The 15,165-nt window shown below is 72.9% G+C and carries 8 protein-coding genes; 7 read left to right on the forward strand and 1 reads right to left on the reverse strand.

Annotated features, from left to right (window positions below; all coding sequences use genetic code 11):
• Window positions 1-28 precede the first annotated feature (28 nt).
• The gene (locus tag QC282_RS28655) at window positions 29-1,474 is read left to right on the forward strand and encodes an aldehyde dehydrogenase family protein (protein WP_279552487.1); all 1,446 of its coding nucleotides are present in this window, start codon (window positions 29-31) and stop codon (window positions 1,472-1,474) included.
• A 79-nt stretch (window positions 1,475-1,553) separates the two neighbouring features.
• Here the strand turns inward: QC282_RS28655 and QC282_RS28660 are convergent, their stop codons facing one another.
• Window positions 1,554-4,385, reverse strand: a complete 2,832-nt coding sequence (locus QC282_RS28660; protein ID WP_279552488.1) for a glycoside hydrolase family 3 C-terminal domain-containing protein — start codon at window positions 4,383-4,385, stop codon at window positions 1,554-1,556.
• A 357-nt stretch (window positions 4,386-4,742) separates the two neighbouring features.
• Between QC282_RS28660 and QC282_RS28665 the strand changes: the two genes are divergently transcribed.
• The 6 genes from QC282_RS28665 to QC282_RS28690 all read left to right on the forward strand — a co-directional run bounded on the left by QC282_RS28665 (window position 4,743) and on the right by QC282_RS28690 (window position 15,147).
• Window positions 4,743-6,428: an extracellular solute-binding protein gene (locus QC282_RS28665; protein WP_279552489.1), complete on the forward strand. Its 1,686-nt coding sequence runs from the start codon at window positions 4,743-4,745 to the stop codon at window positions 6,426-6,428.
• A gap of 27 nt (window positions 6,429-6,455) precedes the next feature.
• Entirely contained in the window at window positions 6,456-7,490 is a 1,035-nt protein-coding gene (locus QC282_RS28670) for a sugar ABC transporter permease (RefSeq protein WP_279552490.1), read from the forward strand.
• Complete coding sequence (locus QC282_RS28675) at window positions 7,487-8,434, forward strand: carbohydrate ABC transporter permease (protein ID WP_279552491.1); 948 nt, start codon at window positions 7,487-7,489, stop codon at window positions 8,432-8,434. The genes QC282_RS28670 and QC282_RS28675 overlap by 4 nt, the downstream gene beginning before the upstream one ends.
• Before the next feature lie 130 nt (window positions 8,435-8,564).
• Complete coding sequence (locus QC282_RS28680) at window positions 8,565-10,742, forward strand: 1,4-beta-glucanase (RefSeq protein WP_279552492.1); 2,178 nt, start codon at window positions 8,565-8,567, stop codon at window positions 10,740-10,742.
• Window positions 10,742-12,709, forward strand: coding sequence for a beta-galactosidase (locus QC282_RS28685; RefSeq protein ID WP_279552493.1), 1,968 nt, complete (start codon window positions 10,742-10,744; stop codon window positions 12,707-12,709). Before QC282_RS28680 ends, QC282_RS28685 begins: the two co-directional genes overlap by 1 nt.
• Window positions 12,710-12,948: 239 nt before the next feature.
• A complete protein-coding gene (locus QC282_RS28690) occupies window positions 12,949-15,147 on the forward strand; it encodes a glycoside hydrolase N-terminal domain-containing protein (RefSeq protein WP_279552494.1) in 2,199 nt (732 codons plus the stop codon).
• Window positions 15,148-15,165 lie beyond the last annotated feature (18 nt).

The raw sequence follows: 15,165 nt of genomic DNA on the forward strand, positions 1-15,165 counted from the left end.
CCCAACGCGGAAGGGCCGGGACTCGACTATGACTTCCACCCACGCCTTCTGGCTCGCCGGCCGCCAGGTCACCGGCGAGGACACCTTCGACGTCACCTCCCCGTGGGACGGCCGGGTCGTCGGCACGGTCTCCGTGCCCACCGGCGCCCAGGTCGAGGAGGCCGTGGCCGCCGCGTACGCCGTACGGGACGAGTTCGCCGCCACCCCCGCCCACGTGCGCGCCGCCGCCCTCGACCACGTCAGCCGGCGGCTCGTCGAGCGCACCGAGGAGATCGCCCGGCTGATCTCCGCCGAGAACGGCAAGCCGATCAAGTGGGCCCGGGGCGAAGTCGGGCGCGCGGTCTCCGTGTTCCGGTTCGCCGCCGAGGAGGCCCGGCGGTTCAACGGCGGCGAGGCGCAGCGCCTCGACACCGACCTCGGCGGCCAGGGCCGGCTCGCCTTCACCCGGCGCTTCCCGAAGGGTGTCGTGCTCGGCATCGCGCCCTTCAACTTCCCGCTGAACCTGTGCGCCCACAAGATCGCCCCGGCCATCGCCGCCGGCGCGCCGATCATCCTCAAGCCGGCGCCCGCCACCCCGCTGTCCGGCCTGGTCATCGGCGAGCTGCTCGCCGAGACCGAGCTGCCCGCCGGTTCCTGGAGCATCCTCCCGGTGCCGAACGAGGCCATGCCCGCGCTGGTCCAGGACGAGCGGCTGCCGGTCATCTCCTTCACCGGCTCCGAGAAGGTCGGCTACGCGATCATGGACTCGGTGCCGCGCAAGCACTGCACGCTGGAGCTGGGCGGCAACGGCGCGGCCGTCGTACTGGCCGACTGGGCCAGCGACGAGGACCTGGACTGGGCCGCGACCCGCATCGCGACCTTCTCCAACTACCAGGGCGGCCAGTCCTGCATCTCCGTGCAGCGTGTGATCGCCGACGCCTCCGTGTACGACCGGCTGCTGCCGCGCGTCGTCGCCGCCGTCGAGGCCCAGGTCACCGGCGACCCGTCCGACGACAGGACGGACGTCGGCCCGCTGGTCAGCGAGGACGCCGCCAAGCGCGTCGAGACGTGGGTGGACGAGGCCGTGGCCGCCGGCGCGAAGCTGCTCACCGGCGGCAAGCGCGACGGCGCCTCCTACGCGCCGACCGTCCTCACCGAGGTGCCCGCCGACGTGACGATCTCCTGCGAGGAGGTCTTCGGGCCGGTCCTGACCGTGCAGAGGGTGGACGGCGAGGCTGAGGCCTTCGCCGCCGTCAACGACTCCAAGTACGGCCTCCAGGCGGGCGTGTTCACGCACGACCTGGGGACCGCCTTCCGCGCCCACCGCGCCCTGGAGGTCGGCGGCGTCGTCATCGGCGACGTGCCGTCCTACCGCGCCGACCAGATGCCGTACGGCGGCGTCAAGCAGTCCGGCGTGGGCCGCGAGGGCGTGCGGTTCGCGATGGACGACTACACGTACGAGCGCGTGATGGTCCTGACGGGCATCGCTCTCTGACGGCACCCGCGAGCCAACGGCCGGAGCCCGTCTGTGCGGGGGCTCCGGCCGTTGGCGTGCGCCGGCCTCGTCCGGACCCTCAGCCGGAGAAGCCGACGTGCGCGAGCCGCAGCGGGCCGCGCAGCCTCAGGGACACGTCGTGCACCCCGGCGGCGGTGAAGCCGGCGCCGACGGTCGTGTAGTCGTACGGGCCCGGCGTGGGCGTCTCCAGCGTCAGGACCGCCCGCGCGGTGCCGCCGTCCAGGGACACCTCGACGCTGCCCTCGCCCGCGACCTCGACCGTCACCCGCGTCACCCCGGAGCCGAAGTCGCAGGCTCGAAACAGGAGTTCACCCCCGTCACCGCCCCCGACCGGCGTCACCGCGTCGCCCGCCGTCCTCGAGCGGTCGGTGATCTCCGTGCCGCTCTGCTCGTCGAAGTCGGCGGCTGCCAGCCCGCGTTCGACGACCGGGCGGGGCTCGCCGGGCTCACCGTCGAGCATGACCGTGGTCCGCAGCCGGACGTCCTCGCTGGAGGCACCCACGAGGAGTTCGTACGGGCCCGGCTCCACCCGCCACCGGCCGTGCGCGACGTCCCAGAACGCGAAGGCGGACAGCGGCACGTCGAAGGCGAGATCGGCCGTGGCGCCCGGCGCCAGGGTGATCCGGCGGTGCGCCGCCAGCTCCCGGCGCGGGCGCGGCACCGACGGGTCGACGGCCCGCGTGTAGAGCTGGGCGACCTCGTCGGCCGTCACGTCACCGGTGTTGGTGACCGTGAACGACACCCGCACCGCGTCCTCGTCGACGCGGGCCGTGAGGCCGCCGTACGCGAACGACGCGTAGGACAGGCCGTGCCCGAACGGGAACAGCGGGGTGCCCTCGAAGTACAGGTAGGTCTGCCGGCCGCCGATCACGTCGTAGTCGAGCAGGCCGGGCAGGTCGGCGTCGTCGGCGTACCAGGTCTGCGGGAGCCGGCCGGCGGGGGAGGTGTCGCCGGCCAGCACCCGGGCCAGGGCGGTGCCCGCCGCCTGCCCGCCGTGCGCGGTCCACAGCACCGCCGCCAGGGGCGCCGCGTCGACCGCGTACGGGTAGGCGGAGACCAGCGTCAGCACCGTGCGGGGGTTCGCGGCGCGGGCCGCGCGCAGCAGCCGTTCCTGGTGGGCGGGCAGCCGCAGCGTCGTGCGGTCCTCGGTCTCGCGGCCGTTGATGTGCGGGTCGTTGCCCGCGACGACCACCACGACGTCGGCCCGCGCCGCGGCCCGGGTCACGGCGTCCTCGCCGCGCTCGGCGACGACCAGTGCGAACACCTCGGGGTCGGTGTCGGCAACCTTCACGCCGTCGGCGGCGACCTGCACGTGGCCCCCCGTTCCCAGGTGCCTCAGGAGGTGACCGTTCGCGTGCGGTTCCAGCCGGAACGTCTCCTGTACGACCCAGCCGCCGGGCTGGTCGGCGGAGGCGCGCAGGTAGCCGTCGTCGGCGACCGAGAGGTAGCGGCCGTCGGGGGCGCGCAGCGTCAGCACGCCCTCGCCCCAGTCGACCAGGGCGAGTTCGCTGCCCTCGGCGTCGGTGGTCAGCGGCGGCAGGTCGGTGCGGCCCGCGAGCAGGGCGGGGTCCAGGGCACCCTCGGCGCCGCGTGCCCCGGCGGGCGGCGCGTCCGCGGCCTCCGGCACGGACAGGTACGTGCCCGACGACGTCCTCAGCCGGACGCGGTCCACGCCCTCCGCGAACTCCACGTGGTCCGCGCCGAACCGCTCGTACAGGCCGTCCAGCGGTGTGGAGCGGTGGATCAGCGTGCCGCTGTACCAGTCGAGCTTGCACTCGTCGGCGAGCAGCCCGACGACGGCGACCCGGGTGCCGGGGGACAGGGGCAGCACGCCGTCGTTCCTCAGCAGCACGATCGCCTGCTCGGCGGCCTCCCGGGCGAGCGCCCGGTGCTCCGGGGTGTCGAAGGCGCCCGGCTCGTCGTACCCGTCGAACTCGCCGAGCCGGAAGCGGACCGACAGCTGCCGGCGCACGGCGGCGTCGATGTCCGCCTCGGTCAGCAGGCCCCGCTCCAGGGCGCCGCGGACCCGCGCGAGGATCTTCGAGGAGTCCGTGCCGTGGTCGGTGAAGCTGTCGACGCCGGCCCGGAGCGCGGCGGCGGTCGCCTCCTCGTGGGTGTCGAAGTAGTGCTCGGAGTCGACCAGGTTGGAGGGCGCGCCCGCGTCCGAGCAGACCAGCAGCTCCTCCTCGGTCCAGGTGCGCAGGTGCTCGCGCAAGTACGGGGAGACGTGGTTCGGGCGGCCGTTGACCAGGTTGTACGCCGGCATGACGCCCGCCACCGCGCCCGCCTCGACGGTCTCCCGGAAGGCGCGCAGGTCGTACTCGTGCAGCACGCGCGGGCGGACCGAGCTGGACGAGGTGTCCCGGTCCGTCTCGTTGTTGTGGGCGAGCCAGTGCTTGAGGACCGGGGCGGTGCGCCAGTACACGGGGTGGTCGCCGCGCAGCCCGCGCGTGTAGGCGGTGGCGATGGCCGAGGTCAGCCTCGGGTCCTCCGAGTAGCCCTCCTCGCCCCGGCCCCACAGCGGGTGCCGCAGCAGGTTCACGGTCGGGGACCACACGTTCAGGCCGACCCGCTCGTCCCGGGCGCGCATCGCCCGGGTCTCCTTCGACACCGCGTCGCCGACCCGGCGGACCAGGTCCTCGTTCCAGGTCGCGCCGAGGCCCACCGCCTGCGGGAACACCGTCGCCGGGCCCATCCAGGCGACGCCGTGCAGGGCCTCCTGGCCGGTGCGGAAGGCGGCGATGCCGAGGCGCTCGACGGCCGGCACGAACTGGTGCAGGAAGCCGATCTTCTCGTCGAGGCCGAGCCGCGGCAGAAGGTCGTCGACGCGCTTCGCGAACGGCAGGCTCCGGTCGCGGAACGGCGGCGTGGTCGGCGGGTGTGCGGTCACGTGGGGATCCCCTTGCGATGGAACGGCACGACGCTTTCGAAGCGCTTCGATGCTCATTCGGTTCCGGGGTGGGTGTCAAGACACCTCGACGCAACAAGTCCGCTTCCCGGCCGTTATTTCAAGCGGCGCAAGACCATGGGCGTACGGCGGCCGGTCCCAGGAATCTTGGAAGCGACTCTTGTGCACCCCCAGGCGTTCACTTAACCTCGCAGCAACATCGAAGCGCTTCGACTGTAGGTCCGCAGCCGGACGGGCGGAACCTTCAAGAGCCGCTTCAGCTCAGCCAGTTCCACTGAAGACACCGCAGCCGTCGGCACTACCGCCGGGTGTCCTGGTGCGCCATGAAGGGTTGACGCAATGACGCCGAACGCCGCCTCCACCGGAACCAGCCGGAGAAGCTTCCTCGCCTCCACGGCGGTGGCCACCGCAGCGGTGGCCGGAGGCATGCCGCTGCTCGCCGCCTGCGGAGGCTCCGACAGCGGGTCGCGCGAGGGCACCACGTCCGGCAAGGACGCGAAGAAGATCCTCCCCGCCTACGTCGCCGCGGGAGTGGTGACGCCGGACATCCCCGCGAAGAACGGCTCCGCCGTCGGCTTCACCGGCAAGCTGGACCTGGCGGGCCTGAAGACGTCGGTCCCGAAGAAGCTCGGCAAGGGCGGCAAAGTCAGCGTCATGTCGCCGTTCTGGGGCTCGCCCCCCAAGAACGACAACGCCTACTACCGGGCGATGAACGACCTGATCGGCGTCGACGTCCGCTGGCAGAACCATGACGGCAACACCTACGACCAGAAGCTCGGCGCGGTCCTCGCCTCCAGCGACATCCCGGACGTCGTGGTCGTCCCCGGCTGGAACATGTCGGGCAAGATCCCCAGCGCCGTCATCGGCAAGTTCGCCGACCTCGGCCCCTACCTGTCCGGCGACGCCGTCAAGGAGTACCCGAACCTCGCGGCGATCCCCACCGACGCCTGGCAGCGCTCCATCTTCGGCGGCGAACTGCGCGGCCTGCCCATGCCGTCGTCGTACGTCACGGGCATCGCGCCCCTGTACCGCAAGGACATCTTCGACCAGGAGGGCTACGAAGTCCCCACCTCGGCCGACGAGTTCATGGCGCTGGCCAAGGACGCGACCAACGCGCGGGCCAAGCGGTGGGCGTGCCTCGACATGAAGTGGACCGCGTTCAACGCCTTCGGGGTGCTGTCCGGCGAGGAGAAGTCCCTCGGCTGGAACATGGTCGACGGCAAGCTCGTATACCGCATCGAGACCGACGAGTACCTGGAGGCGCTGGAGTGGACCCGCAAGCTGTTCGCCGCGGGCGTCGTCCACCCCGACGCCAGGCTCGGCAAGAGCCAGGCCACCGACCCCGGCCCGAAGTTCGCCAAGGGCGAGTTCCTGATCTACAACCAGGACCTCTCCCAGTGGTGGAGCCGCACCGCCGAACAGGCCGCCCAGAACCCCGAGTTCGAGATCTGGGGCATGGACATCTTCGGCCACGACGGCGGCGACCCGACGCTGTGGGCCAAGAACCCCGCCGGCATCTTCGCCTTCGTCAACAAGAAGGCCTCCGAGTCCGTCGTCCGTGACGTGCTCGCCGTCGCCAACGTCACGGCCGCCCCGTACGGCACCAAGGAGTACATGCTCACCAACTACGGCGTCGAGGGCACCCACTACACGGTCGAGGACGGCGTCCCGGTCAAGACCGACCAGGGCAACATCGACGTGATGAACGCGTTCGTGATGGTCGCGAGCCCCGCCCCGACCATCGCCCACCCCGACTTCCCCGAGGTCGCCAGGGGCCAGGTGGAGTGGCAGCAGCGCATGGGCGCCTTCACGAAGAAGTCCTCCTTCTACGGCATGCAGATCACCGAACCCGCCCGGTACGCCAACCTGTCCAACGACTTCGAGCAGCTGGAGGACGACATCGTCCGGGGCCGCAAGAAGATCGGCGACATGCAGCAGGCCGTCTCCGACTGGAAGAAGAAGGGCGGCGACGAACTGCGCGACTGGTACCGCAAGATCCTCGACGAGAACGGCTCCGCCAACTGACCCCGCACCGAGGCAAGGAGAACGGCTGTGTCCCACAGCACGGTGCCTCGGAGCAGGCCCGAGGCCGACACGACGGCGAAGACGCCGGTGCCGTCCGCTGACGCCACCGGCGGCGGAAAACGGAGGGCGAAGGGCGAGCGGAGCATCGGCGTCAGGTTCCGGCGCGACCGCGTCCTGATCCTCATGACCCTGCCGGCCCTCGCGCTGGTCCTCCTCTTCAACTACGTGCCGATCCTCGGCAACGTCGTCGCCTTCCAGGAGTACGACCCGTACATCAGCGAGAACGGCGTCGTCTCCATCGTGAACAGCCCCTTCGTCGGGCTGGAGAACTTCGAGCGGATCTTCGCGGACTCGGCGTTCTGGAACGCCGTGCGGAACACGCTCGTGCTGTTCTTCCTCCAGCTCGTCCTGTTCTTCCCGATCCCGGTCCTGCTCGCGCTGCTCATCAACAGCGTGGTCAGGCCCAGGGTGCGGGCGGTCGCGCAGGCAGTCCTCTACCTGCCGCACTTCTTCTCGTGGGTGCTGGTCATCGCCGTCTTCCAGCAGCTGTTCGGCGGCGCCGGGATCTTCTCCCAGCTGCTCAGGGAGCACGGGTACGACGGACTCGACGTCATGACCGACCCGAACACCTTCGCCTTCCTGATCACCGCGCAGAGCGTCTGGAAGGACGCCGGCTGGGGGATCATCGTCTTCCTCGCCGCGCTGTCCTCGGTCAGCCCCGACCTGTACGAGGCCGCCGCGATGGACGGCGCGAACCGCTGGCGCCGCATGTGGCACGTCACGCTGCCCGCACTGCGCCCGGTGATCGCCCTGCTGCTGGTGCTGCGCGTCGGCGACGCCCTGACGGTCGGCTTCGAGCAGATCCTGCTGCAACGCGACGCGGTCGGGCCGGGCGCCTCGGAGGTGCTCGACACCTTCGTGTGGTGGAACGGCGTACGCAACCAGGACTTCGGCTACGCCGCTGCGGCCGGACTGGTCAAGGGCGTGGTCAGCCTCGGCCTGGTCCTCGCGGCGAACAAGGTCGCCCATCTCATGGGCGAGCAGGGGGTGTACAAGAAGTGACCGCCGTCCTCGACGAACCCGGGGCCGCACCGGCCCGCCGCGACCGCCGGTGGTCCGCCCCGCCCCGGCCGGTGTGGGAGGAGAAACCCACCCCGGCGGGCGCGGCCGGCAAGGGCCTGGTACTGGTGCTGGCCTGCCTCGCGATCCTCTTCCCGCTGTGGATCGTCGTCGTCACGAGCCTGTCCTCGCGCGGGACGATCGACGAGGCGGGCGGCCTCGTCATGGTGCCCCGGGACATCACGTTCGTGGCCTACGAGGAACTGCTGAGCGGCGGACAGGTCACCCGGGCCGCGGTCATCAGCGTCCTCGTCACGCTCGTCGGCACGCTGTTCTCGATGACCGTGTCCGTGCTGTGCGCCTACGGGCTGTCCCGCAGCGGCTCACTGGGGCACCGCTGGTTCCTGCTGATGCTGCTCGCGACGATGTTCTTCAGCGCCGGCCTCATCCCGACGTACCTGCTGGTGCAGACCCTCGGGCTGACCGACAGCTACCTCGCGCTGATCCTGCCGAGCGCGGTGAGCGTGTTCAACATCCTGGTGCTGCGCGGGTTCTTCATGGGCATCTCGCAGGAGCTGATCGACAGCGCGCGCATCGACGGCGCCGGCGACTTCCGGATCCTGTGGCAGATCGTCATGCCGCTGTCCCGGGCGGTCCTCGCGGTGATCACGCTGTTCTACGCGGTCGGGTACTGGAGCGCGTGGTTCAACGCCTCGCTGTACCTGAACGACCAGGACATGATGCCGCTGCAGAACGTCATGATCCAGCTGGTGCAGAAGCAGGAGGCGCCGGTGGGCCTGGGCCAGGCGATCAAGACCGGGGAGCTGTCCGGGCTGGCCGTGCAGATGGCCGTGATGGTGATGGCGCTGCTGCCGGTCGCGGTGCTGTCGCCGTTCGTGCAGAAGCATTTCCGCAAGGGGATGCTGACCGGGGCGGTGAAGGGCTGAAACCCGGGCGGGGCGAGGCCCGGGGGTTCTCCGCCGTCCTTCCGCTGCTGGTCCGCCGTGGCGACTCGCGCGGTTCCCCGCGCCCCCGAGGCGGGTCCGGTTCTCCTCTCTTCAGAAGCTGAGGTGTGTCATGTTTGCGTCCAACCTGAGTCGGCGTGGAGTGCTTGCCGGAGCCGCCGCCGCTGCCGCCTTCGCCGCCCTGCCGGCTGCCGGGGCCCACGCCGCTCCCGCCGCCGGCGGCTACCGCTGGCGCAACGTCGTCATCGGCGGAACCGGGTTCGTCACCGGGGTGCTGTTCCATCCCTCCGTGCGCGGGCTCGCCTACGCGCGGACCGACATCGGGGGCGCCTACCGGTGGGACGAGCGGCGGGGGCGGTGGATTCCGCTGCTGGACCACATCGGGTGGGACGACTGGAACCTGCTCGGCGTCGAGGCGATGGCCGTCGATCCCGCCCACCCCGACCGGCTGTACCTCGCCGTCGGCACCTACGCCCAGGCCTGGGCGTCGGACGGGGCCGTGCTGCGGTCCGAGGACCGGGGCGCCACCTGGCGGCGGACCGACCTCACCGTGAAGCTCGGCGCCAACGAGGACGGGCGGGGCACCGGAGAGCGGCTGCTCGTCGACCCCCGGGACAGCGACGTGCTGTGGCTGGGGACGCGGCACGACGGGCTGCTCAGGTCCACGGACCGGGGCGCCACCTGGGCACCCGCCGAGGGCTTCCCGCCCGCTCCGAGCGCCACTGGGCAGGGCGTGACCCTGCTGGTCGCCGCCGGCCGGGCCGTCTACGCCGGATGGGGCGACGATTCGCCCACCCTGTACCGCACCACCGACGGCGCCACCTGGACCGCCGTCCCCGGGCAGCCGGCCGGTGCCGCCGCCAAGGTGCCGGTCCGGGCGGCCCACGACCGGCACAGCCGTGAGCTGTACGTGACGTACGCCGACGCTCCCGGGCCCAACGGGCAGTCCGACGGCAGTGTGCACAAGCTGCGGACCACCGACGGGCGGTGGACCGAGGTCACCCCGGCCCGGCCGGACGGGGCGTCGGACACCTTCGGGTACGGCGGTGTCGCGGTCGACGCCCGCCGCCCCGGCCACGTCGTCGTCTCCACCAACAACCGCTGGGCGGCCGTCGACACCCTGTACCGGTCCACCGACGGCGGCGCCAGCTGGACGTCCCTGAAGGAGGGGGCCGTTCTCGACGTGTCGGAGACGCCGTACCTCGAGTGGGGCGGCGAGCAGGCCAAGTTCGGCTGGTGGATCCAGGCGCTCGCCGTCGATCCGTACGACTCCCGGCACGTGGTGTTCGGCACCGGCGCGACCCTGTACGGCACCCGCGACCTCGTCCACTGGGCGCCGTGGATCCGCGGCCTGGAGGAGAGCTCGGTGCGGCAGCTGGTCTCGCCCCCGGCCGGCGAGGCGCATCTGATCAGCGGGCTCGGCGACATCGGCGTGATGTACCACGAGCGGCTCACGGCGTCCCCGTCGCGCGGCATGGCCGCCGACCCCGTGTTCGGCACGTCCACCGGCCTCGCACAGGCCGCGGCCAGACCGTCGTACGTCGTGCGCACCGGCTGGGGCGACCACGGCAACGGCGCGTACTCCCAGGACGGCGGGAAGACCTGGGCGCCCTTCGCCACACAGCCGGCGATCGCCAAGGACGCGCCGGGACCGATCGCCGTGAGCGCCGACGCGGGCGTGCTGCTGTGGACGTTCGTGCACTGGGACGGCACCAAGTACGCCGCCCACCGCTCGGCGGACAACGGCGCCACCTGGACCGAGGCCGCCACCTTCCCCAAGGGCGCCACCCCGGTCGCCGACCCCGTCGACCCGGCACGCTTCTACGCCTACGACACCGACACGGGGACCGTGTACGCCAGCACCGACGGCGGACGCACCTTCACCGCGCGGGCGGGCGGACTGCCGTCCGGGGACAGCCAGTTCAAGCTGGTCGCGGCACCCGGCCGGACCGGCGACCTGTGGCTGAGCGCCAAGTGGAACGGCCTGTACCGGTCCACCGACGGCGGCGGGACCTTCACCAAGGCCGACAGTTGCTGGGCCTCGTACGCCGTCGGCTTCGGCAAGGCCGCCGACGGCGCCGCGTACCCGGCGATCTACCAGGTCGGCGCCGTCGACGCGATCACCGCGATCCTCCGCTCCGACGACGGGGCGCGGACCTGGACACGCGTCAACGACGACGCCCACCAGTGGGGCTGGACCGGCGAGACCATCGCCGGCGACCCGCGCGTGTACGGCCGCGTCTACGTCGCCACCAACGGGCGCGGCATCCAGTACGGGGAGCCCGCCTGATGCCGGGGCTCGACGACGTCACCCGCGGGCGCGTCCTGTTCGGCGGCGACTACAACCCCGAGCAGTGGCCCGAGGAGACCTGGCCCGAGGACGTCCGCCTGATGAGGGACGCCGGCGTCAACTCCGTCACCCTGGGCGTCTTCTCCTGGGCCCGCATCGAACCCAGGCCGGGCGCACGGGACTTCGGCTGGCTGGACCGGCTCATGGACCTCATGCACGCGGCCGGCATCGGCGTCGTCCTGGCCACCCCCACCGCCTCCCCGCCGCCCTGGCTCGGGCACCTCCACCCGGACACCCTGCCCCGCGACGCGGACGGCCGCACCGAGTGGTGGGGCGGGCGCCAGCACTTCTCGCACTCCAGCGCCACCTACCGCCGCCACGCCGCCGTCGTCACCGAGGACCTGGCCGCCCGCTACGCCGGCCACCCGGCCCTCACCATGTGGCACATCAACAACGAGTACTGCACCTACGACTGGGGCGACGAGGCCGCCGCCCGCTTCCGCGGCTGGCTGCGCACCCGGTACGGCACGCTCGACGCCCTCAACACCGCCTGGGGAACCGCCTTCTGGAGCCAGGCCTACGGAGACTGGCGGGAGATCCTGCCGCCCCGGCACGCTCACTACCTGAAGAACCCCACGCAGGTGCTGGACTTCAAGCGGTTCACGTCCGACATGCTCCTGGAGTGCTACGCCGCCGAACGCGACATCGTGCGCCGGCACACCCCGCACCTGCCGGTCACCACCAACTTCATGCCGCTGTGGGCGGGCCTGGACGCCTGGCGCTGGGCCGAGGAGGAGGACGTCGTCTCCGTCGACCTCTACCCCGACCCGCGCGACCCGTCCGGGGCGCAGGCGGGCGCGCTCGTCCAGGACATGACCCGCTCCCAGGCACGCGGCCCGTGGATGCTGATGGAACAGGCCGCCGGGCCGGTCAACTGGCGGGGCGTGAACCATCCCAAGCCGCGCGGACTCAACCGGCTGTGGTCCCTGCAGGCCGTGGCGCGCGGCGCGGACGCCGTCTGCTACTTCCAGTGGCGGCAGTCCCGGCAGGGCGCGGAGAAGTTCCACTCCGGCATGGTGAGCCACGCGGGGGAGCACGGCCGCACGTACCAGGAGGTCAAGCGGCTCGGCGCCGACCTCGCGCGGATCGGGCCCGAGGTCGCCGGCCGCCACCGCGCCGCCGACGTCGCCGTCCTGCACGACTGGCACGCCTGGTGGGCCGGCGACCAGGAGGCCCGCCCGTCCCGCGAGGTCGCCCACCCCGACCTCCTCACCGCCTGGCACCGCGCCCTGTGGCGGGCCCACCTCACCACCGACTTCGCCCACCCCGAACACGACCTCGGCGCCTACCGCCTGGTCGTCGCCCCGCAGCTCTACCTGCTCACGGACGCCGCGATCGCCAACCTCCTCGCGTACGTACGACAGGGCGGCACCCTCGTCTGCGGCTTCCTGACCGGCGTCGCCGACGAGGACGACCGGATACGCCCCGGCGGCATGGACGCCCGGCTGCGCGAGCTGTTCGGCATCCGCACCCTGCACGAGTGGTGGCCGCTGGAGCCGGGGGAGCGGGCCGACTGCGACGGCTTCGCCGGCACCCTGTGGTCGGAGGAGCTGGAGGCCGACGGCACCGCCGACGAGACCGTCCTCTACAAGGGCGGCGAGCTGGACGGACTGCCCGCCGTGCTGCGCAAGGGCCGTGCCTGGTACGTCTCCACGCTGCCCGAGCCCGACGCGCTGCGCGACCTGCTGGCCCGCGTGGCCGCCGACGCGGGCGCCCGCCCGGTGCTCGACGGACTGCCGGCCGACGTGGAGGCGGTACGCCGCGGCGACCTGCTGTTCCTGCTGCACCACGGCCGCGAGGAGGTGACCGTCGAGGTCCCCGGCACCCACCGCGACCTGCTGACCGACACCGTCGTCACCGACCGGGTCACCCTCGGCCGCTACGGGGTGGCGGTGCTGAAGCCATGAACGGCGAGGCGGAATCCGCGACGGGCGGCGGCCCCGACGACTCCGCGACCGGGGGTGCTCGGGTTGTCTCCGTGACCGGCGGCGCCCCGGACGGATGCGCCACCGGCGGCGACGCCGAAGGGGCGGGCCGGGGCGCGGAAACCGCGGGCCGGGGTGCCGATGCCCCGGGCCGGGGAGTGGGAGCCGCGGGCCGGGGCCAGGGCTCCGCATCCGTGACCGGCGGCGCCCCGGACGTATCCGTGACCGGTGCCACCCCCGTCCACGGCACCTGGGAGTCCTGCCCCGCCGCCCGTTGGGAGGACGCCTTCCTGACGGGCAACGGTCACCACGGCGCCCTCGTGTTCGGTGATCCGGACGACGACCGTGTCGTCGTCACCCACCACACCCTCGTCCGCCCGAACGGCGAAGAGCACCGCGAGCCGCCCCGCCTGGCCGCCGGACTCCGGGCCCTCCAGGACCGGTTGTTGTCCGGCGACCTCACCGCCGCCGAGGACTTCACCGACGGGCGTCCGCTCCAGTGGGTGCGCCCCTTCCACCCCGCCTTCCAGGTCCGCCTGCGCCGCGAGCCCGGCCCCGTCCTACGCCACCGCCGCTCCGTCGACTTCACCACCGGGGAGACCACCGCCGTCTGCGGCGGCTGGACCAGCCGCGTCTTCGTCTCCCGCGCCGACGACGTGATCGTGCAGCACGTCACCGCCCCGCACCTCACCCTCGGCATCAGCCTCGACCACCGCCTGCCCGGCGCCCCCGACGCACTGGCCGTCGGCCACGGCGCCGTGCTCACCGCCGACGGCGCCCTGCTGAGCCTGCGCGCCCGCTACCCCGGAAGCGACCTCGGCTACACCGGCGTCACCCTGGCCGTGGTCACCGGCGGCACGACGACGATCGCCCCGCCCGGCGTGCGCGTCGCCGGCGCGGCCGAGGTGCTGCTCCTGACCCGGGTGCGCCGGCACACCGGGGACGCGGACGTGGCCGCCGAGTCCCGCGCCCTGCGCGACCTGCTCACCGACCGGCCCTACGACGACCTGCTCGACCGGCACCTCGCCCTGCACCGCACCGCCTACCGGCGCGTCGAACTCGACCTCGCCGCCGACCCGGCCGAACGCGCCCTGCCCGGCTCGGAACTGCTCCGGCGGCCCAGCAGCGCGGCCCTGCTGGAACGCCTCTTCGCGGCCGGCCGCTACCACCTGCTGTCGTCCGCGGGCCTGTGCCCGCCCCGGCTCACCGGCCTGTGGACCGGCGACTGGGACACGGCCTGGTCCGGGGCGTTCACCAACGACGCCAACCTCAACCTCCAGACCGCCGCCGCGGCGGCCACCGCCCTCCCGGAGGTCACCGAGGCGCTCGCCGCCCTGATCCACCGACAGCTTCCCCACTGGCGGGACAACGCCCGCGCGGTCTTCGGCGCACGCGGCGTCGTCGCGCCCGCGCACAGCGACGGCGAGTGCGGACACGCGTACCACTTCAGCCGCGAATACCCCCTCCACCTGTGGACCGCCGGTGCCGACTGGCTGCTCAAACCGCTCGTCGACCACGACGAGATCCGCGGCGCCCGAGACCCGCGCACCGCGCTCGCGCTCGACGAGACCGCCCGGTTCTACGAGGACTTCCTCACCCGGACCGACGCCGGCGGCCGTCTCGTCGTCGTGCCGTCGTACTCGCCCGAGAACCGGCCCGCGAACGCCGGCTGGGGAGCGATCAACGCGGCGATGGACCTCTCGGCGGCCCGCCACGCCCTGCTCACCGCCGCCGACTACCACCCGGGGCCCGACGCCGACCGCCGGCGCGCCCTCGCCGACCGGCTCCCGCCCCACCGGGTCAACGCCGACGGCGCCCTCGCCGAATGGGCCCACCCCGGCCTGGACGACTCCTACGACCACCGCCACCTCAGCCACCTCTACGGGGTCTGGCCGCTGGACGAGATCAACCCCTACGACACCCCGGACCTCGCGGCGGCCGCCCACCGCGCCCTCGAACTGCGCGGCGCCGAGAACGACTCCGCGCACGGCCACCTCCACCACGCCCTGATCGCGGCCCGGCTGCGCGACGCCGACCGCGTCGCCCACGCGCTCGGACGGGTCCTGGACGGCGACTTCTTCCACGCGTCGCTGATGAGCGCGCACTACCCCCACCGGCACGTGTACAACGCGGACGCCGCGCACACCCTGCCCGCCGTCCTGGTCGAGGCGCTCGTGCAGTCCACCCCGGACCGGCTGGTCCTGCTGCCCGCGCCGCCGGCCGCGTACCCGGCGGGCCGGCTGCGCGGCGTGCGCACCCGGTTCGGGGCCGAACTCGACCTCGCCTGGGGGCCGGACGGCGCCACCGCCGTGCTGCGCCCGGGCCGCACCCACCGCGTCGAACTGCGGACTTCCTCCGGCGCCGAGCCGCTCGACCTGGTCGCCGGAGAGGACCGCGTCCTCACCCTGGGGACGCGGTAGACCCCTGCGATTCCCCCC

The sequence above is a fragment of the Streptomyces sp. DH24 genome (assembly GCF_029813775.1).
Lineage (GTDB): Bacteria > Actinomycetota > Actinomycetes > Streptomycetales > Streptomycetaceae > Streptomyces.